This is a genomic window from Streptomyces sp. NPDC002076 (genome assembly GCF_053593835.1).
The window spans coordinates 42,355-60,207 of record NZ_JBSFDI010000034.1; the positions used below are offsets into that span (position 1 = coordinate 42,355).

Annotated in this window: 17 protein-coding genes; 12 read left to right on the forward strand and 5 right to left on the reverse strand. The window is 70.3% G+C overall.

Features of this window, described 5'->3' with window-relative positions:
• The first annotated feature begins 84 nt into the window (after nucleotides 1-84).
• The 8 genes from ACWCQS_RS42090 to ACWCQS_RS42125 all read left to right on the forward strand — a co-directional run bounded on the left by ACWCQS_RS42090 (nucleotide 85) and on the right by ACWCQS_RS42125 (nucleotide 10,110).
• Entirely contained in the window at nucleotides 85-660 is a 576-nt protein-coding gene (locus ACWCQS_RS42090; protein ID WP_451009411.1) for a flavin reductase family protein, read from the forward strand.
• Between the two features lie 49 nt (nucleotides 661-709).
• Nucleotides 710-2,302 (forward strand): tryptophan halogenase family protein, encoded by a 1,593-nt coding sequence (locus ACWCQS_RS42095; RefSeq protein WP_451009412.1) that lies wholly within the window; start codon nucleotides 710-712, stop codon nucleotides 2,300-2,302.
• Between the two features lie 37 nt (nucleotides 2,303-2,339).
• The gene (locus ACWCQS_RS42100; protein WP_451009413.1) at nucleotides 2,340-3,590 is read left to right on the forward strand and encodes a cytochrome P450; all 1,251 of its coding nucleotides are present in this window, start codon (nucleotides 2,340-2,342) and stop codon (nucleotides 3,588-3,590) included.
• Nucleotides 3,587-4,615, forward strand: coding sequence for an ornithine cyclodeaminase (locus tag ACWCQS_RS42105; protein ID WP_451009414.1), 1,029 nt, complete (start codon nucleotides 3,587-3,589; stop codon nucleotides 4,613-4,615). The genes ACWCQS_RS42100 and ACWCQS_RS42105 overlap by 4 nt, the downstream gene beginning before the upstream one ends.
• A gap of 193 nt (nucleotides 4,616-4,808) precedes the next feature.
• The gene (locus ACWCQS_RS42110; protein ID WP_451009415.1) at nucleotides 4,809-6,101 is read left to right on the forward strand and encodes a cation:proton antiporter; all 1,293 of its coding nucleotides are present in this window, start codon (nucleotides 4,809-4,811) and stop codon (nucleotides 6,099-6,101) included.
• 118 nt (nucleotides 6,102-6,219) lie between these two features.
• Nucleotides 6,220-6,810: an ArsR/SmtB family transcription factor gene (locus tag ACWCQS_RS42115; protein ID WP_451009416.1), complete on the forward strand. Its 591-nt coding sequence runs from the start codon at nucleotides 6,220-6,222 to the stop codon at nucleotides 6,808-6,810.
• The gene (locus ACWCQS_RS42120; RefSeq protein ID WP_451009417.1) at nucleotides 6,803-7,555 is read left to right on the forward strand and encodes an ABC transporter ATP-binding protein; all 753 of its coding nucleotides are present in this window, start codon (nucleotides 6,803-6,805) and stop codon (nucleotides 7,553-7,555) included. The genes ACWCQS_RS42115 and ACWCQS_RS42120 overlap by 8 nt, the downstream gene beginning before the upstream one ends.
• Nucleotides 7,555-10,110 carry an ABC transporter permease gene (locus tag ACWCQS_RS42125; RefSeq protein WP_451009418.1) on the forward strand — a complete coding sequence of 852 codons (2,556 nt, stop codon included), beginning with the start codon at nucleotides 7,555-7,557 and terminating at the stop codon, nucleotides 10,108-10,110. The genes ACWCQS_RS42120 and ACWCQS_RS42125 overlap by 1 nt, the downstream gene beginning before the upstream one ends.
• On the opposite strand, the gene ACWCQS_RS42130 is transcribed toward ACWCQS_RS42125, so the two are convergent.
• Both ACWCQS_RS42130 and ACWCQS_RS42135 read right to left on the reverse strand, forming a co-directional pair.
• Nucleotides 10,005-10,955, reverse strand: a complete 951-nt coding sequence (locus tag ACWCQS_RS42130; protein ID WP_451009419.1) for a hypothetical protein — start codon at nucleotides 10,953-10,955, stop codon at nucleotides 10,005-10,007. The genes ACWCQS_RS42125 and ACWCQS_RS42130 overlap by 106 nt on opposite strands.
• A 408-nt stretch (nucleotides 10,956-11,363) precedes the next feature.
• Nucleotides 11,364-12,236: a 3-hydroxybutyryl-CoA dehydrogenase gene (locus tag ACWCQS_RS42135; RefSeq protein WP_451009420.1), complete on the reverse strand. Its 873-nt coding sequence runs from the start codon at nucleotides 12,234-12,236 to the stop codon at nucleotides 11,364-11,366.
• A gap of 170 nt (nucleotides 12,237-12,406) precedes the next feature.
• On the opposite strand from ACWCQS_RS42135, the gene ACWCQS_RS42140 reads away from it, so the two are divergent.
• Nucleotides 12,407-13,633: a glycoside hydrolase family 10 protein gene (locus ACWCQS_RS42140; RefSeq protein WP_451009421.1), complete on the forward strand. Its 1,227-nt coding sequence runs from the start codon at nucleotides 12,407-12,409 to the stop codon at nucleotides 13,631-13,633.
• Here the strand turns inward: ACWCQS_RS42140 and ACWCQS_RS42145 are convergent.
• The gene (locus ACWCQS_RS42145; protein WP_450982462.1) at nucleotides 13,603-13,824 is read right to left on the reverse strand and encodes a DUF1918 domain-containing protein; all 222 of its coding nucleotides are present in this window, start codon (nucleotides 13,822-13,824) and stop codon (nucleotides 13,603-13,605) included. The genes ACWCQS_RS42140 and ACWCQS_RS42145 overlap by 31 nt on opposite strands.
• 20 nt (nucleotides 13,825-13,844) lie before the next feature.
• On the reverse strand, nucleotides 13,845-14,756 hold the full coding sequence (locus tag ACWCQS_RS42150; RefSeq protein WP_451009422.1) for a DMT family transporter: 912 nt from the start codon (nucleotides 14,754-14,756) through the stop codon (nucleotides 13,845-13,847).
• Here ACWCQS_RS42150 and ACWCQS_RS42155 point away from each other — a divergent pair.
• The 3 genes from ACWCQS_RS42155 to ACWCQS_RS42165 all read left to right on the forward strand — a co-directional run bounded on the left by ACWCQS_RS42155 (nucleotide 14,755) and on the right by ACWCQS_RS42165 (nucleotide 17,379).
• Nucleotides 14,755-16,233, forward strand: coding sequence for an aminotransferase-like domain-containing protein (locus tag ACWCQS_RS42155; protein ID WP_451009423.1), 1,479 nt, complete (start codon nucleotides 14,755-14,757; stop codon nucleotides 16,231-16,233). The genes ACWCQS_RS42150 and ACWCQS_RS42155 overlap by 2 nt on opposite strands.
• Before the next feature lie 17 nt (nucleotides 16,234-16,250).
• A complete protein-coding gene (locus tag ACWCQS_RS42160; protein WP_451009424.1) occupies nucleotides 16,251-16,694 on the forward strand; it encodes a GNAT family N-acetyltransferase in 444 nt (147 codons plus the stop codon).
• A 91-nt stretch (nucleotides 16,695-16,785) separates the two neighbouring features.
• Nucleotides 16,786-17,379 carry a histidine phosphatase family protein gene (locus ACWCQS_RS42165; protein ID WP_451009425.1) on the forward strand — a complete coding sequence of 198 codons (594 nt, stop codon included), beginning with the start codon at nucleotides 16,786-16,788 and terminating at the stop codon, nucleotides 17,377-17,379.
• Here the strand turns inward: ACWCQS_RS42165 and ACWCQS_RS42170 are convergent.
• Entirely contained in the window at nucleotides 17,361-17,813 is a 453-nt protein-coding gene (locus ACWCQS_RS42170; RefSeq protein ID WP_451009426.1) for a DUF6314 family protein, read from the reverse strand. The two genes, ACWCQS_RS42165 and ACWCQS_RS42170, sit on opposite strands and share 19 nt — an antisense overlap.
• Between the last annotated feature and the right edge of the window lie 40 nt (nucleotides 17,814-17,853).

Genomic DNA, 17,853 nt, shown 5'->3' on the forward strand with positions numbered 1-17,853 from the left:
ACGGTGCCCGGCCCCCTCCCGGTCGTGCGGCCGGTGCGTTCGCCGCTGTTCCTCATGACATCCCACCGACGGGAGGAGCCCTGAATGTCCCGCTTGGTACCTGCCTCCGTGCCGGGAGCCGCCTCCGCCGAGCAGCCGGCCGAGGCAAAGACGCCCGTGGATCTGCGTCCCTTCATGGCCGCCTTTCCCACCGGCGTCGCCATCATCGCCTCCCTCGACGCCGATCTGCGGCCGTGGGGCATGACCTGCACGTCGCTGTGCAGCGTCTCACTCGAACCGCCCACTCTCGTCGTGTGCCTGCGCAGTGCCAGTCCGACCCTGGCCGCTGTGCGACAGCACGGCGGCTTCGCGCTCAATCTGCTCCACGACGGGGCCGAGGCGGTTTCGCGCTTCTTCAGCCGCGGGGACCCCCATCGGTTCGACGCCGTCGACTGGCAACTTCCGGTGCGGGCCAGGGGCCCGCACCTGGGCACCGTTGCCCACGCCACGGCCGACTGCGCCGTGTCGAGCACCACCCCGATCGGAGACCACACCGCCGTCTTCGCCGAGGTCGAGAACGTCGTCTCGCGCGATCTGACACCGACTCCCCTTCTGTACGGGCTGCGCCGATACGCCAGCTGGCCGGCACCGGCCGGTGCGGTGACCGAAGAACAGAGATGAAGACCGGACCGGGGCCCCGTCCCCCCGACTGCTTGGAGAGCTGACCGCCATGGATGACAACCGCATCAAGAAAATACTCGTACTCGGGGGCGGTACGGCCGGCTGGATGGCCGCGTCGTACCTGGGAAGAGCACTCGGGCCGACGGTTTCGATCACGGTCCTGGAAGCGCCGGGCGTTCCGAAGATCGGCGTAGGCGAGGCCACGATCCCGAACCTCCAGAAAGTCTTCTTCGACTTCCTCGGCCTGTCCGAGGAGGAGTGGATGACCGAGTGCAACGCCAGCTTCAAGATGGGCATACGGTTCGTCAACTGGCGGACCCCCGGCACGGGTGCGGCCACGGCGCGGCCGTTCGGCAACGACGTGGACCACTTCGACCACCTCTTCGGGCTGCTGCCGGCCCATGACGGCCTGCCGCTGTCGCACTACTGGACGCACAAGAGGCTGAGCGGCGCCACAGACGAGCCCTTCGACCGCGCATGCTACCCGCAGCCGGCGGTATTCGACCAGAACCTGTCCCCCCGCCACCTCGACGGGACCAGGTGGGCCAGTTACGCCTGGCATTTCGACGCCAATCTGGTAGCGGACTTCCTGCGCCGGTTCTCCACCGAGAAGCAGGGCGCGGTGCACATCGAGGACAGGTTCACCAGCGCGGAGATCGATCAGTCCGGTCACATCGTCGCGGTCAGCACAGAAGCCGGACGCAGGATCGAGGCCGACCTGTTCGTCGACTGTTCCGGCTTTCGCAGCCTGCTCATCAACCAGGTGATGAAAGAGCCGTTCCTGGACATGAGCGATCACTTGCTGAACGACCGGGCCGTCGCCACGCAGGTGCCGCACGACGACGCGACCGAGGGGGTCGAGCCCTTCACCTCGGCTATCGCCATGTCCTCCGGCTGGACGTGGAAGATTCCCATGCTGGGGCGGTTCGGGACCGGCTATGTGTACTCCAGTCGCTTCTCCTCACAGGACGAGGCGACGGAGGAGTTCTGCCGGATGTGGAACCTGGACCCGGAGCAGCAGCCGCTGAACCACATCACGTTCCGGGTCGGCCGCAACCGCCGCGCCTGGGTGAAGAACTGCGTCGGTATCGGCCTCTCCTCGTGCTTCCTGGAACCGCTGGAGTCCACCGGCATCTACTTCGTCTACGCGGCGCTCTACCAGCTGGTCAAGCACTTCCCGGACAAGCGTTTCGATCCGGTCCTGATCGGCCAGTTCAACCGTGAGATCGAGACCATGTTCGACGACACCCGGGACTTCATCCAAGCTCACTTCAGCTTCGCGCCGCGCAACGACACACCGTTCTGGCAGGCGTGCAAGGAGCTGGAACTCGCGAGCGACTTCCAGGAGAAGGTCGCCGTATACAAGTCGGGTCTGGGAGTGAGCCTGCCCGTCACCGACGAGAGCAACTACTACGGCAACTTCGAAGCCGAGTTCCGCAACTTCTGGAGCAACGCGAACTACTACTGCGTGTTCGCCGGGCTCGGGATGCTGCCAGACCACTCGCTGCCCGCACTGCACCACCGGCCGTCGTCGGTCGAGTCGGCCGAGACGGTTTTCGCGGACATCCGGCGCAGGCGAGACGAACTGCTGGAGACCTTGCCCTCGACGTACGAGTACCTCTGCAAACTCCACGGCAAGTGACGTCGTCTTGGCCCTTCCGCCCGGAGAAGAACACACCATGCCCCTCCAGTCGCAGTCGAAGGCGGCCGATCCCGAAGCCCTGGATCTCACCGACCCGCAGACCTTTCTTGATCACGACCCGCATCAGATGTGGCGGGCCTACCGCGAGCACAGCCCCGTGCACTGGCACCCCGCGACGCGGCGGGCGCCCGGCTTCTGGGTGCTGTCCAAGTACGCCGACATCGTCGCCGCGTACCGGGACAACGAGCGGTTCACGTCCGAGCAGGGCAACGTCCTGACGACCCTGCTCAAGGGCGAGGACTCCGCGTCCCGGCAGATGCTGGCCGTCACCGACGGACCCCGGCACCGCGAGATCCGCAATCTGATGCTCAAAATGTTCGCGCCGCGCGTGCTCGAACCTGTCGTAGAGGGCGTACGGCGACGTACCGACGAGCTGGTCGCGTACGCGGTGGACCGCGGCGACCTGGACTTCGTCGCGGACGTCGCCGACCGCATCCCCATCAACACCATCGGCGATCTGATGGACATCCCGACCGCCGACCGGGAGCAGCTGGTCGAGTGGAACACCATGACTCTCTCCCGCCACAGCTCCGACAGCAGTGAACTGGACGAGATGCTGGCGCGCAACGAGATCCTGCTCTACTTCTCCCAACTCGCCGCCCGTAGGCGCCGCAACCCCGGCGACGATGTCATCAGCGTTCTGGCGACGGCCACCATCGACGGAGAGCCGCTCTCCGAAAAGGAGATCGTCTTCAACTGCTACAGCCTCATCCTGGGAGGCGACGAGTCCAGCAGGTTCTCGTCGGTCGGCGGCCTCATCGCCTTCAGCCAGCACCCCGAGCAGTGGCGCCGGTTCAAGGAAGGCGAGGTGAGCGTCGAGAGCACCACCGAGGAGGTGCTTCGCTGGACGACACCCGCGATGCACTTCGGCCGGCGCGCCCTCGTCGACGTCCCGGTACGCGACCGGACGATCCGGGCGGGCGATGTGGTGAGCCTGTGGAACAGCTCCGCCAACTTCGACGAAGACGTGTTCACCGACCCGTATGCCTTCGATCTGGCGCGTACGCCGAACAAGCACATCGCCTTCGGACACGGCCCGCACTTCTGCCTCGGCGCGTTCCTGGGCCGGGCCCATGTCAGCGCCATGGCCGAGGCGTTGCGCACCCGGGTGAGCGAGATCCGGCTCCAGGAGGCGCCCCAGCGCCTGTTCTCCAACTTCGTCCACGGCTACAGCGGGCTTCGGGTCACGCTCACCCCCGAACCGACGCTCGGAAGGCAGTACCGATGACCGTTCCCGACCCGGAAGAGCTGCTGTACCTGGACGCCGCGCAGGTTGCCGATCTGAGCCGGACGATCGACCCGCTCCAGGTCGTCACGGACAGCTTCCTCGCCGTGCACGCGGGGAAGGCCGGGATCACCCCCGAGGCCGCCCTGCGCTGGAGGGCGTCCGACGGCACCGGCGCGCGGAGCCTGGTGCTGCCCGCCTGGCACGGTGACTCCTACGGCTGCAAGATCATCAACGCCTGTGTGGGCAACCCGGACCGCGGCCTTCCCCGCGCCCACGGGCTGATCCTCCTGTTCGACCCGGACACCGCCATGCCGGTGTGCGTCATGGAGGGCGGTCGGCTCAGCGCCCTGCGTACCGCCGCGGTCTCGCTGGCCGCGGTGCGCGGGGTCCGCGACCTCGGCGACATCCGTCACCTGGCGTTCCTCGGCGCGGGTCGGCAGGCGGACACCCATCTGGAACTGTTCGCCGCCCGCACCCACCCGGTCGCGGTCACTGTCCACGACATGGACGCCGGGCGTGCGGCGGCTTTCGCCGACCGGGTGGCGCGGACGCTGCCGGACGCCGCCGTCGAGGTCGCGGTCACCCCACGGGACGCGGTACGCGCCGGGGACGTGACCATCGCCGCGACCACGACCACCACCGCGTACGTTCCCCTGGAGTGGCTGCCCAGGGGCGCGGTGTTCGTGAACGTCTCGCTGGACGACGCGACCGAGGAACTGCTGCTGGGCTGCGACCACCTGCTGGTCGACGACTGGCCGCTGGTCGCCGAGGACGAGACCCGCCTGCTGGGCAGGCTCGCGCGGGCGGGCCGGGTGACCGGGCCGGACGTGGCGCCGCCCCAGGGCGGGCGGCAGGTCGATGCCGACCTCGCCACCTTGTTCTCCGGCGGCTACAGGCGGCCCGTCAGCGCCGAGGACCGCATCGTCGTCAACCCCTTCGGCATGGGCGTCCATGATGTCGCGCTCGCCGCGCTGGTGCACGCGGCCGCACGCAGGAACGGGACCGGCACCCTGCTGGCCCGCTGACACCGCGGCCGCACCGTGGAGGCGGCCTGGGGGGTGTCCGGCAGGCCATGCGTGCGAACGGAGGGCGACGGCGACTTCCTCGCGACCGGATGACCGGTTCCGGACCCGCGGTCAAGGAGCCCGCCCGCTGCCCTCCGGCTCCGCGGCCGTCTGCCGAATCCGACGCAAGTGCCCCAAGTGAAGGACAACCTCCATGAGTGCGGGACACGCACCGCTGTTCCTGACCCACGTAGCCGTATGCCTGGGAGCCGTGCTGGCCCTGGCCCGGCTCGGCCGCGGCGCGGCCCGGCGACTACGGCAGCCGGAGGTGATCGGCGAGATCACCGGAGGCCTGCTCGCCGGGCCGGCCGTCAAGGCACTGGTCGGCACGGACGTATTCGGGCAGCTGCTGCCCGGCGACGTGTTGCACGCGCTGAAGACGCTCGGCGAGGCCGGACTCGCGCTGCTTCTGGTCGGTCTCACCCACGAACTGCGCACAGGAGCCTTTGGACCCGGCCGCCGCACGCTGTCCTGGATCGTCTTCGGTGCGCTGGTACCCCCGTTGTGCGCCGGCACACTGCTGGTCGGCTGGGTGCTGCTCGTCGACGACCCGGCGCTGCGCGGCACCTCCCCACTGCCCGCGTTCGCGCTGTTCACCGCGGTGGCCATGTCGATCACAGCGGTGCCGGTGCTGGCGCGCCTCTTATCGGACCGTGGCCTGACGACCTCACGTGCGGGACAGCTCGCCCTCACCTGCGCGATCATTCTCGACGGCGTGGGCTGGATCCTGCTGTCCGTCGCGGTCGGACTCGACAAGGGAAGCGTGAGCGGCACGCTGCGGGTGCTGACGATCACCGCCGCGGTGGCCGTGACCATGCTGCTGCTCAGACCTCTCCTGCACACCGGGCCCGCCCGGGCGTGGGTCACCCGGTTCCCGCGCCTGGGAGCCGCCGCGGTCGGTGCCGGTGCCATCGCGGCGGCACTGATATCGGAATCACTCGGCCTGTCGATGATCTTCGGTTCGGTGCTCTTCGGCCTTGCGATGCCCACGGGCACGTCGTCGGCCTGGACCCCGGCCGTGACCTCTGTGACCGGCTGCGGCCGGCCACTCGTGCCGGTGTTCTTCGTGGTCACCGGTGTCACCGTGTTCACCAAAAGCCTCAGTTCGGCGCCGTGGACCCTGCTGATCCTCACTACCGTACTGGGCACCCTGGGCAAGATCGGCGGCGGCTTTCTCGGGGCACTCCTGGGCGGGGAGTCCCGATGGACGGCGGCACGCCTCGGTGTCCTGCTGAACACGCGGGGACTCACCGAGCTGATCGTTCTTCAGGTCGGTTACAGCACCGGAATGGTGACACCGCCCATGTTCCTGGCCCTGGTGGTGATGGCCCTCGCCACCACCACCCTGACGGGCCCTCTCCTGTCCCTGCTCGACCGGGCACAAGCCCGCCTGCGCGCAGGGCGACCACCAACGCGGCGGCAGCCGAGCACCGTGGCGGAAAGGTAACCCCCCGCTGTGGCGGTGCCGGGCCGGCCGGCCCCGGCCCATGGTGGGGATATCCCCACCATGGCCCGGGGTGCCTGCAGGATCGTGCACAAAGGTCTGTGCACAGCAATCTGTGGACATGACGTTCATCCCCTCCCTCAGCGGGCTGAAGGCTCTCGCACATCCCAGACGCCAGCAGATGCTGGAGCAGTTGGCCATGCACGGACCGGCCACGTCCGCCACCCTCGCCCGTGCCCTCGATCTCAACACCGGCGCGACCAGCTACCACCTGCGAGAACTCGCCCGGCACGGTTTCGTCGAGGAGATCCAGGCCGACGCCGTATCCGGGAACAAGGGCAAGGGACACGGTCGCGAGCGCTGGTGGCGTGCGGTCTCCGGCGACCTGCGGCTACCGATGCGCAGCGCGCAGGATCCGCAGACCCGTGTCGTCGTCGACGAGATGAACCGGCTCGCCTACACCGCGGATCTACGGCTGTTCGAACAACTCCAGCAGCAAGGCGAAGACCTGGGGGCGTGGATGGACGCCTTCCCCTACTCACGCGGAACCGTCCAGGTGACCCTCACCGAGCTGCACGACCTCTTCGAGGAGTACATCGCGCTCCTCAACCGGTACAAGCGGCCCGAGGGAGCCCCGGCGGGGGCACGGACCGTACTCACCCGATTCCTGGCCTTTCCGGCCCCGAACCCGTCAGGAGAAGACGTTGCTTAGCGGTACGCCCCAGGCCGTCCGGCTCGATTCGGTGACCAAGATCTACGGCAGCGCAGACCGCAGAGGACGTGAAGTCCGGGCGCTCGACACGGTGTCCGTCACCATCCCACCCGGCACCTTCACCGCGGTCATGGGTCCGTCGGGATCGGGCAAGAGCACGTTTCTGCACTGCGCGGCGGGCCTGGACAGCCTCACCTCCGGCGCCTGCTGGATCGGCGGCATCGCGCTCAGCGGCATGAACGAGACCCAGTTGACGAAGCTGCGCCGCAAGCACGTCGGATTCGTCTTCCAGGCGTACAACCTCGTGTCGTCACTGACGGTCCGGGACAACATCATCCTGCCACTGAGGCTGTCCGGTGAACGGGTCGACAGGCGCTGGCTGGAGGAGGTGCTGGCCCGGGTGGGTCTCACCGGAAAGGCCAACACGCGGCCGTCCCAGCTCTCCGGCGGCCAGCAGCAGCGGGTCGCCATCGCTCGTGCGTTGATCACGCGCCCTCATGTCATCTTCGGTGACGAGCCGACCGGCGCGCTGGACACGGTCACCGCCAGGGACATCCTCACCCTGCTGCGTTCGTGCGTCGACGCCACCGGCCAGTCGGTGGTGATGGTCACCCATGATCCGGTCGCGGCGTCCTACGCGGACACGGTGCTCTTCCTCGCGGACGGCCGCATCGCCGACCGGATGCAGTCGCCGTCCGCCGACCGCGTCGCCGACCGTATGACGCACCTCGGAGCGTGGGCCTGATGCTGCGTTACGCACTGCAGTCCCTGAAGGCCCGCAAGGCGGGGTTCATCGGGGCATTCCTGGCGCTGATGTGCGCCGCGGCTCTGGTGACCGCCTGCGGTGGTCTGCTGGAGACCGGACTGCGCGGCGAGATCGGTACCGAACGGTACTCCGGCACGCCGGTCATCGTGGCGGCAGACCAGAACGTCCACCACGTCACGAAGAAGAAGGGCAAGACCAAGGACAAGGCCAAGCCGCTCGACGAGAGGGTGTGGCTGCCCTCGGCCGCCCGAGAGCGGATCGAGACAGCCCCCGGGGTGCGGGCGGTCGTGCCGGAACTCGACTTCCCCGCGTACGTGGTCGGACCGAACGGCAGGATCTTCGGCGGCCCGGACGGCAAGGAGTCGTCGGGGCACGCATGGGCGTCTGCCCAGCTGACACCGTTCCGCATCGACAAGGGGACGCCTCCGCGGACCGACCATGAGATCGTCATCGACCGGGGACTGGCCTCCCGTGCGGGTCTGGCCCCCGGCGACAAGGTGACCGTTCAGGCCACCGGCTCGCCTTCGACCTACACGGTGACGGGGATCGCCACCACCCCCAACGGCGATCTGAAGGAACAGGCCGCGGTCTTCTTCTCCTCGGACGAGGCCCGGCGGCTGGCCGGCCACCCTGGCCAGGAAGCCGTGATCGGCGTGCTGCCCAAGGAGGGTGTGAGCACCGGGGAGTTGGCCAAGGCGGTGCGGACGGCCCTCGGTGAGTCGTCCCACGAACAGGTGTCCACCGGCGGTGACCGCGGCCGGGTGGAGTTCCTCGGGGCGGCCAAGGCCCGGGTCAAGCTGATCAGCATGGGAGGCGCGATCGGCGCCATCGGGCTGCTCGTGGCGGTCCTGGTCGTGTCCGGCACGTTCGCCCTGTCCATCCAGCAACGCCGCCAGGAGATCGCCCTGTTGCGGGCCGTGGCGGCAACCCCCAAGCAGGTGCGCCGGCTGATCGGCCGGGAGGCGGTGTGCGTCGGCTTCGGCGCCGGTCTGCTCGGCGCGGCGGCCGGTCTGCCGCTGGCGTCCTGGCTGCACGGAAAGTTCGTGGACTTCGGGACGATCCCGGAGACCCTCAAGCTCGTCCGCAGCCCCTTCCCGGTGTTCGCGGCGATGGCCGCGACACTGTTCGCGGCGTGGGCGGCGGCGCGTATCTCGGCGCGCCGCATCTCCCGGATCCGTCCGGCCGAGGCGATGTCCGAAGCCGCCATCGAGGGCGACCGCCTGCCCTGGGGGCGGCTCGTGGCCGGGGGAATCGCACTGGTCGGCGGGGTCGTCCTGCTCGTGGTCCTGGCCGCACTGCACACGGAACCGACCTCGATGCCGGTGACCTACCTCGTGGTCCTCGTGATCTCGATCGGGCTCGCGCTGCTCGGCCCGCTGACGGCCAAGGGCGCACTGGCCGTGCTGGGTGTTCCGCTGCGGCTGTCCAGGGTCGCCGGGTACCTCGCGGCGCACAACGCTCGCGCCAACGCCAAGCGGCTGGCGGCCGTGATCACGCCACTCACCCTCCTGGTCGGCATGGCGTCCACCATCATCTTCGTCCAGACCACCCTGGGCAATGCGGCCGAGCATCAGGTCCGCGACGGTGTCACAGCGGATTGGGTGGTCGACTCCACAGGTCCCGGCGTGCCCGGCGCCGTAGCCGACCGGATACGGGGCCTGCCCGGCGTGATGGCCGTGACCGAGATCGTCCACACGTCCGTCCGCACGCCAGGCCTGGACAAGTACTCCGTCCAGGGCGTAACCCCCCGCGGCCTTGCCTCGACCATGGACCTGAAGGTCACCGAGGGCTCATTGGACCGGCTCGGCGGCCACGCGGTCGCCGTCAGTGATGTGGTCGCCAACAGCAAGGGCCTTCAGCCCGGCGACACGATGAAACTGGTGTTGGGCGACGGCACTCCCGCCACCGTGAGCGTCGTCGCGGTGTACAAGCGGGGTCTCGGCTTCGGAGACCTGACCATGGCACATGATCTCGTGGCCGGTCACATCGACAATCCGCTCAGCGACTCCGTGCTCGTCGCGGTCGGCGGTGGTGCCAAGCGGGACACGGTACGGGAGCAACTGGCAGGGGTCGTGAGGGACTTCCCCGGCGCGGTGGTCACCGGCAGCGGACGTATGGCGGACCGTCAGGCGACGACCCACAAGGAGAACGCCGAGGTCAACTACGTGGCCATGGGGCTCATCGTGGCCTTCACCGCCATCGCCTCAGTCAACACCCTGGCCATGTCCACCGCCGACCGGTCACGCGAGTTCGCCCTCCTGCGCCTGGCCGGCATGACCCGGCGGCAGGTCCTGCGGATGCTCCGCCTGGAGGCCTTGACCGTGGCACTCACCGCGATCGTGCTCGGCACGGGGATCTCGTTGGCCACGCTCACGTCCTTCAGCATCGGCATGGCAGGTGAGGCGGCTCCGGCCATGTCCCCCGTGATCTATCTGACGATCGTGGCGGCAGCCGCGACGCTGGCCCTCATCGCGACGGTACTGCCCGGCAGGATCACCCTGCGGTCAAGCCCCACTGACACGATCGCAGACTGAGGCCCGAAGCGAGAAGAAGGATGAGGCAGGCTCGGCGGAGGTGCGCTGAACAGTTTCCAGGAGCCGACGATGGACATCGGTCCGGTGACACCGTCGACGCCGGAGGACAGGCCCACGCCGGAGACCCCGGCGCTGTCGGCCCGGGTGTGGGCGTACCAGAAGTGCCCGCCCCAGCCGCCGCCGATCTGCTGAAGGTCCATGCGGGCCTCGTAGTAGCTGTCGGCGTCCGGCTGGAAGGAGAAGAAGAAGGCGCCGTCGTCACCGCTGACGTTCCCGCAGTCGGAGTAGGTGGGGGTGCCGTTGGGGACAGTGGTGACGATCTGTGCGCCGGAGGGCAGGCCGCCCGAGCACTGGGTTTGGCCGTGCAGGAGGTTGTAGCCGCGCCCGGGTTCGGCGCGCAGGGCGTCGTACTTCAGGCTCTCGTGGCCGCAGCTGGTGGAGCAGTCCGATTTCCAGGTCGCGTTCTGCTGGTGCCACCAGTGCGGGATGTCGCAGGAGGAGCCCAGGTGCTGCGGTTCGCACTGCGGCGGGGAGGCGGTGTCGCAGGCGTTGGCGCTGGTGGAGCAGAACGTTTCCAGTGGCGGCTTGACCATGATCCGGTCCTTCTCGGTGTCCCACCACGCGGGGCGGAAGCCCGCCGTGGAGTAGCCGGAGGCGCCCTGGCGGTCCTGGTTCCCGTCGGTGTCGTAGGAGTAGCCGGTATCGATGGACTCGGTGGCCCAGCCCATCACCTTCTCCTCGTACGGCCAGTTCGCCGGGTGCGCGGCGTCGACGAACGAGGGCTTGTCGGTGACGTTCGTGGCCGCTGGCTGCGCGCAATGGGATTTAGTGGCACCGTCCAGCACTACCCGGGATGATCTTGCGGGCCCTCGTAATGCCCAGGTCCTGGGTTCGAATCCAGTCGCCCGGGACGCCCGTGCGGGGCCCGCAAGCGCTCGACAGGTTGCTCCGAACCAGGGACTTTTCAGGGACTTTCAGCTCTGTCCCAGGGACTTCCAGGGATTTTCCGCTGAGTAAGCGGGAAAGACCCTGACAGCTTCGAAAGACACAAAGCCCCAGGTCAGAGCCCATTTGGTGTCGGTCGAAGCCGCTCACAAGGCCGTGTCCCCGTGCAGTCCACATGGGCAGGGCGAGGATGCGCGGATGAGGACCTGGCGGGCGCAGTGAGAACCCGCGACGGCAACGCCGCCATGGGCGCCGGCCCAGGTGAACTCGCTCTGGAACAGCGCCACTTGGCGGCGTCGCCGCACTCGCTAGTACGTGTAGAAGCCCGAGCCGGTCTTCCGCCCCAGCCGGCCCGCCTCGACCATGCGCTGCAGCAGCGGGGGAGCGGCGTACAGCGGCTCCTTGTACTCGGCGTACATGCTGTTCGCGATGGAGACGATGGTGTCCAGGCCGATCAGGTCGGACAGCTTCAGCGGGCCCATCGGGTGGGCGCAGCCCATCTCCATGCCGTTGTCGATGTCCTCGCGGCTCGCGATGCCCGACTCGAACATCCGGATCGCGGAGAGCAGATAGGGCACGAGCAGTGCGTTGACCACGAAGCCGGAGCGGTCCTGGGCGCGGATGGCGTGCTTGCCGAGCACCTTCTCGGCGAAGACCTGGGCGCGGCTGAGGGTGCCCTCGGAGGTGGTGAGCGCCGGGATCAGCTCGACCAGCTGCTGCACCGGGGCCGGGTTGAAGAAGTGGATGCCCACCACGTGGTCCGGGCGGGAGGTGGCCACCGCCAGCTTCACCAGCGGGATCGAGGAGGTGTTGGAGGCCAGGATCGCGTCCGGGCGGGTCACCACCTGGTCGAGGACCTGGAAGATCTCCGTCTTCACCGGCTCGCTCTCCACCACGGCCTCGATCACCAGGTCGCGGTCCGCGAACTCGCCGAGGTCGGTGGTGAAGGTGAGCCGCGCCTGCGTGGCGTCCCGCTCCTCTTCGGTGATCTTGCCGCGCTCGGCGGCCTTGGCCAGGGAGCTGAACAGCCGGGTACGGCCGATCTCCAGGGCCTCGCCGGTGGTCTCGGCGACCTTCACGTCCAGTCCTGCGCGGGCGCACACCTCGGCGATGCCCGCGCCCATCTGGCCGCAGCCCACGACTCCGACGCGCGCAATGTCTCCCGCTGGGATGCCCGTCACATCGTCCCCTTCGCTGGTTCTCCGGCTCGCTGGCAGGACTCCGGGTTTCGGCGCCTGCTCCGATCGAGCACGTTACCGTCAAGTATCGATGATCGATCGGCGGGGTGGGGGCATCCTGGGGCGCGGAACGATCCGTGACGGAGCGGATCCGGAGCGTATGGGGTGCGCGGATGCGGCAACTCTCGCGGCGGGCCTTCACCACGGCGGCGCTGTCGGCGCTGGCCATGGCGCCGGGCCCGGCGGTGGCGGCGGATCGCCGGCCCCGGGCCGCCGCCGAGATGCGGGGCGTGTGGCTCGCCACGGTGTCCAACCGGGACTGGCCGTCCCGGCCCGGACTCCCGGCCCACGCGCAACGCAAGGAGCTGATCGCCCATCTCGACAGGGCGGCCCGGGACCGGCTCAACACGGTGATCTTCCAGGTACGGCCCACCGCCGACGCGCTGTGGCCGTCGCCGTACGAGCCCTGGTCCGAGTACCTGACCGGAACCCAGGGCCGGAGCCCCGGCTGGGACCCGCTGGGCACCGCGGTGCGGGAGGCCCACGCCCGAGGCCTGGAACTGCACGCCTGGTTCAACCCGTACCGGATCGCGAACCACACCGACCCCGGCCGGCTCGCCGCCTCGCACCCGGCGCGCAAGCACCCCGACTGGGCGGTGCCCTACGGCGGGAAGCTCTACTACAACCCCGGCCTGCCCGAGGTCCGGGCCTTCGTCCAGCGGGCGGTGCTCGACGCGGTCGTCAGGTACCCGGTCGACGCCGTCCACTTCGACGACTACTTCTATCCGTATCCGGTCGCGGGGCAGACCTTCGACGACGATGACGCCTACGACCGCTACGGCGGCGACTTCTCCAGCCGGGCCGGCTGGCGGCGGGACAACATCAACAGGCTGGTGAAGGGGATGGCCGCCGGCATCAGGAAGGTGCGGCCCGGCACCCGGTTCGGGATCAGCCCGTTCGGGGTGTGGCGCAACGCCTCGACCGACCCGCGGGGCTCGGACACCCGGGCGGGCGCGCAGACGTACGACGACCTGTACGCGGACACCCGCACCTGGGTGCGCAGCCACTGGATCGACTACATCGTCCCGCAGCTGTACTGGCACATCGGCTTCGCCGCCGCCGACTACGCGAAGCTGGTCGCATGGTGGGCGGCGGTCGCGAAGGGCACGAAGACACACCTGTACATCGGCGAGGCCCTGTACCGGGCCGGGGCTGCCGGGCAGCCCTCGGCCTGGCAGGACCCGGTCGAGCTGTCCCGGCACCTCACCCTCGCCGCCGGCTACCCGCAGGTGCGCGGGCATGTGTTCTTCGCCGCCGCGGACGTGGCGGCCGATCCGATCGGGGCGATGTCACGCGTGATCACCGACCACTACGGGCGATCGGCGAAGCCACCTCGCTGATTCCGCTCGTCCCGGTGCTTGACCTGGCAGTCGGGCCCGGGGGACATGATTGCCTCGTGTCCGTCCTGGAACCGGACACGGTAGGGCGGGTTGCCCTCCTGGCCCAGCACCTCGACGACTTCCGAGACCTGGTCGTGCTGACCGACCACCCTGCCGTGCTGGACAAGCCGGTCGCCCTTGGATGCGCGCATATCGCAGGCCCTCCTCACGATCACGACCGCTGGGTGACGGCGATGCACACGAGCACGGCGACGGCGGTCACCGGTGCGGCCGCCGTGAAGTGCTCGCCCAGCAGCAGCGCCGACCACACCAGTGTGAGCAGCGGCTGAGCCAACTGCAACTGGCTGGCCCGGGGGATGCCGATGACCGCCATGCCGCGGTACCAGACGACCAGGCCGAGGAACTGCGAGCCCAGCGCCACCCACAGCAGGCCGGCGATGCCGTGCGCGGTGAGCCGGACGGGCTCGTACGTCAGCGCCACCGCGGCGGCCGGCACGCTCAGCGGCAGGCACAGCACGAGCGCCCAGCCGATCACCTGCCAGCCCGGCATGATCCGGGCCAGCCGGCCGCCCTCGGTGTAGCCGGCCGCGCACACCAGCAGGGCCGCGAACAGATACCCGTCGGCGGCCGTGAGCGCGCCGCCGCTCTGCCCGACGGTGAAGGCGACCACGGCCGCGGCGCCCGCCAGCGCGGCCGTCCAGAACCGGCGCGAGGGGCGGTTGCCGGTGCGCAGCGCGGAGAACACGGCTGTGGTCAGCGGCAGCAGTCCCACCACGACGGCGGCGTGCGCGGTGGTGGAGGTCTGCAGGGCGAGCGTCGTCAGCAGGGGGAAGCCGATCACGACACCGGCGGCGACGACGGCGAGGCCCGGCAGATGCCGGCGCTCCGGCAGCGGTACCCGCAGCGCGAGGAGGCAGCCGCCCGCGACGAGCGCGGCAAGCGCACTGCGCACGGCCACCAGCGACCAGGGGCCGAAGCCCTGCAGACCCCATGCGGTGGCCGGGAAGGTCAGGGAAAAGGAGGCGACGCCGAGGGCGGCGAGACCGGTGCCGAGGCCGCGGCGCTCGCGGGAAGCGGTGACCGCTATCGGGCTCGGAGCAGTAGCGCTACTCTGTGTTCTCATGCGCCAGCGTAGCAGCGTCAGTGATCTGGCAGAACAGCTCCGGCACGACCTTGACCGCTACTCTCCCGGTGGAAAGCTCCCGTCGAGTCGGGCGCTCGTCGAGCGGTTCCACGTGAGCCCGGTGACCGTCTCGCGCGCCCTCGCCCAGCTGGCCGCCGAGGGGCTGGTGGTCACCCGGCCCGGCGCCGGCGCCTTCCGGGCCCGGCCGCGCGCGCAGCAGACCCCGGCCGGGGACACCTCCTGGCAGGAGGTCGCGCTGAGCGCCGACGGCGCCGCCGAGCTCGTACCGCGCACGGTGGACGCCTCCGGGGTCACGGTCTCCCTGGCCGCGCCGCCGCCCGGCGTGCTGGAGTTCAACGGCGGCTATCTCCATCCCTCCCTCCAGCCCGAGCGGGCCATGGCGGCGGCACTCGCCCGGGCCGGGCGGCGGCCGGGCGCCTGGGAGAGGCCTCCGCTGGAGGGGCTGCCGGAGCTGCGGGAGTGGTTCGCGCGGGGGATCGGCGGGGGCGTCACCGCGGCCGAGGTGCTGATCGCGGCCGGCGGCCAGTCCGCGCTGGCCACCGCCCTGCGCGCGCTCGCCCCGCCCGGCGCCCCTGTCCTGGTCGAGTCGCCCACCTACCCCGGCATGCTGGCCCTCGCCCGCGCCGCCGGACTCCGCCCGGTCCCGGTGCCCGTCGACCCCGACGGGGTGCGCCCGGAACTGCTCGCCGACGCCTTCCGGGCCAGCGGCGCCCGGGTGTTCGTCTGCCAGCCCCTGTTCCAGAACCCCACCGGCGCCGTCCTCGCTCCGGACCGGCGCGCCGAGGTGCTGCGCATCGCCCGCGAGGCCGGCGCCTTCGTCATCGAGGACGACTTCGTACGGCGTCTGGTGCACGCCGACGCGGGCCCGCTGCCCCGCCCCCTGGCCGCCGACGACCCGGACGGCGTGGTCGTGCATGTCGGTTCTCTGACCAAGGCGACCTCGCCGAGCTTCCGGGTGAGCGCCCTGGCCGCGCGTGGCCCGGTGCTGGAACGCCTGCGTGCCATCCAGGTCGTGGACAGCTTCTTCGTCCCCCGGCCGCTGCAGGAGGCCGCCCTGGAACTCGTCGGCTCCCCGGCCTGGCCCCGCCATCTGCGTGCGCTGTCGGCCGAGTTGAAGGCCCGCCGCGACGCCATGACGGCCGCACTCGCCCTGCACCTGCCCGAACTCGCCCTGCCGCACGTCCCGTCCGGCGGCTACCACCTCTGGCTCCGGCTCCCCGACCGGACCGACGAGTCCGCCCTCACCGCGGCCGGCCTGCGCGCGGGCGTCGCCCTCACCCCCGGCCGCCCCTACTTCAGCGCCGAACCCCCCGCCGCCCACCTCCGTCTGAGCTTCGCGGCGGTCGCCGGCACCGGGGAGATCACGGAGGGGGTACGGCGGCTGCGGACGGCCTGTGACGAGGTGTTCCAGGGCCTGCGCGGCGCGCCGAAAGCCGTTCGACCGGCGCAGCGTTGACCTGCGAGGATCACATCATGGACGGCACACCGCAACTCCCCGACGACTACGAGTTCTCCGCCGACCCCGCCCGCGTCGACGTCGACCGGGTCCACGGCTGGCTGTCGACCGACGCCTACTGGGCGATGGGCCGGCCCCGCGAGAAGCACGAGCGGGCGATGGCGGCCTCACTGAACTTCGGGGTGTACGAGCGGGCCTCGGGCGAGCAGGTGGCGTACGCGCGCGTCGTCACCGACCAGGCGCTGTTCGCCTGGCTCGCCGATGTGTACGTGCACCCCTCGGTGCGCGGCAAGGGCGTCGGCACGGCCTTCGTCGGCCGTATCCGCGACCACCTGAAGCCGTACGGACTGCGCCGCATCCTGCTCACCACACACGACGCGCACGGGGTGTACGAGAAGCTGGGCTTCCGCCCGCTGGACCGCCCCGACAAATGGATGGTCCACCCCTTCGAGTCGGAGTGAGCGGCAGCGTCCCAGTGACCGGGCGCACGCAGACCGTAACTTACAGAGGTCACCCCTTGACCTCTGCTCACTGGAGGCACACCATCACCGCATGCCACTGAGGGTCACGTTCGTCGCCGCCGCACGCAGCACCCCGCTGCTCGCGGAGCGCTTCGACGACGACCGGCCGCTGGACCAGGCCGGCTGGGACGAGGTGCAGCGCGCCGCCGGTGATCTGCTGCCACTGGCGGCCGCCGACCTGCGGTACTGCTCGCCGACCCCGCGCAGCCGGGCCACCGGCAACGCGCTCGGGTACGCCCCGCTGGCCCAGCTGGCGCTGCGCGACTGCGACATGGGCCGCTGGCGTGGACTGACCCTGGGCGAGGCGATGGCCCGCGAGCCGGACGCCGTGGACGCCTGGCTCGCCGACCCGCGCGCCACCCCGCACGGCGGCGAGTCCCTGCTGGGCTTCATCTCCCGGGTCGGCGGCTGGCTGGACACCCGGCCGGCCGAGGACGGCGGCCGGATCGTCGCCGTCGCCGAGCCCGCCGTGATCCGCGCCGCCCTGGTCTACGCCCTGAAGGCACCGCCCTCGACCTACTGGAACATCGACGTGCGCCCGCTGTCCACGACCACCGTCACCGGCCGCGCGGGCCGCTGGAACCTGCGGCTCGACGCCGTCTCGGCTCAGCCCTCGCGCACATAGTCCGTGGTCAGCACCAGATCCTTCGCCGGGCCGCCGACCCGCCACACCGAGCGCCAGCGGTCGGCGTCCCGGACGGTGAACTCGCCCCGGTAGAGGTCGGCCGCGCACGGGTGTTCGGCGACATACCGCCCCGAGGTCAGGTCCAGCGCGTGGAAGGGCCGCCCGTCCGCGAACCGCACGTCCGCCGTACCCGGCGTGGGGCCCGGCAGAAACCGCAGCGTGCGGGTGGCGGGGCGGGCCACGCCCTGCCAGGTGAAGGTGCCGGACTCCTCGTGGAGCAGGCCTCCGGCCTCCAGCGCGGTGAAGACGGTCGCCCCTGAGAAGTGCCCTTCCGCCCCGCTCACGAGATCTCGCACGCCGCGCTGGACCCGCCACCGGCCGGCCAGATGGGCCAGCACATCGGGGACCGGCCAGTACCGGGGCTGCACATCCATGAGGCGAGCTTACGGGCGACCTTGCCCGCGCATTGACGTG

What these genes read in the sequence shown, in the direction of transcription:
- ACWCQS_RS42090 (WP_451009411.1), top strand. Translation starts at nt 85, where the DNA reads ATGTCCCGCTTGGTACCTGCCTCCGTGCCGGGAGCCGCCTCCGCCGAG.
- ACWCQS_RS42095 (WP_451009412.1), top strand. Translation starts at nt 710, where the DNA reads ATGGATGACAACCGCATCAAGAAAATACTCGTACTCGGGGGCGGTACG.
- ACWCQS_RS42100 (WP_451009413.1), top strand. Translation starts at nt 2,340, where the DNA reads ATGCCCCTCCAGTCGCAGTCGAAGGCGGCCGATCCCGAAGCCCTGGAT.
- ACWCQS_RS42105 (WP_451009414.1), top strand. Translation starts at nt 3,587, where the DNA reads ATGACCGTTCCCGACCCGGAAGAGCTGCTGTACCTGGACGCCGCGCAG.
- ACWCQS_RS42110 (WP_451009415.1), top strand. Translation starts at nt 4,809, where the DNA reads ATGAGTGCGGGACACGCACCGCTGTTCCTGACCCACGTAGCCGTATGC.
- ACWCQS_RS42115 (WP_451009416.1), top strand. Translation starts at nt 6,220, where the DNA reads ATGACGTTCATCCCCTCCCTCAGCGGGCTGAAGGCTCTCGCACATCCC.
- ACWCQS_RS42125 (WP_451009418.1), top strand. Translation starts at nt 7,555, where the DNA reads ATGCTGCGTTACGCACTGCAGTCCCTGAAGGCCCGCAAGGCGGGGTTC.
- ACWCQS_RS42140 (WP_451009421.1), top strand. Translation starts at nt 12,407, where the DNA reads ATGCGGCAACTCTCGCGGCGGGCCTTCACCACGGCGGCGCTGTCGGCG.
- ACWCQS_RS42145 (WP_450982462.1), bottom strand. Translation starts at nt 13,824, where the DNA reads ATGCGCGCATCCAAGGGCGACCGGCTTGTCCAGCACGGCAGGGTGGTC.
- ACWCQS_RS42155 (WP_451009423.1), top strand. Translation starts at nt 14,755, where the DNA reads ATGCGCCAGCGTAGCAGCGTCAGTGATCTGGCAGAACAGCTCCGGCAC.
- ACWCQS_RS42150 (WP_451009422.1), bottom strand. Translation starts at nt 14,756, where the DNA reads ATGAGAACACAGAGTAGCGCTACTGCTCCGAGCCCGATAGCGGTCACC.
- ACWCQS_RS42160 (WP_451009424.1), top strand. Translation starts at nt 16,251, where the DNA reads ATGGACGGCACACCGCAACTCCCCGACGACTACGAGTTCTCCGCCGAC.
- ACWCQS_RS42165 (WP_451009425.1), top strand. Translation starts at nt 16,786, where the DNA reads ATGCCACTGAGGGTCACGTTCGTCGCCGCCGCACGCAGCACCCCGCTG.
- ACWCQS_RS42170 (WP_451009426.1), bottom strand. Translation starts at nt 17,813, where the DNA reads ATGGATGTGCAGCCCCGGTACTGGCCGGTCCCCGATGTGCTGGCCCAT.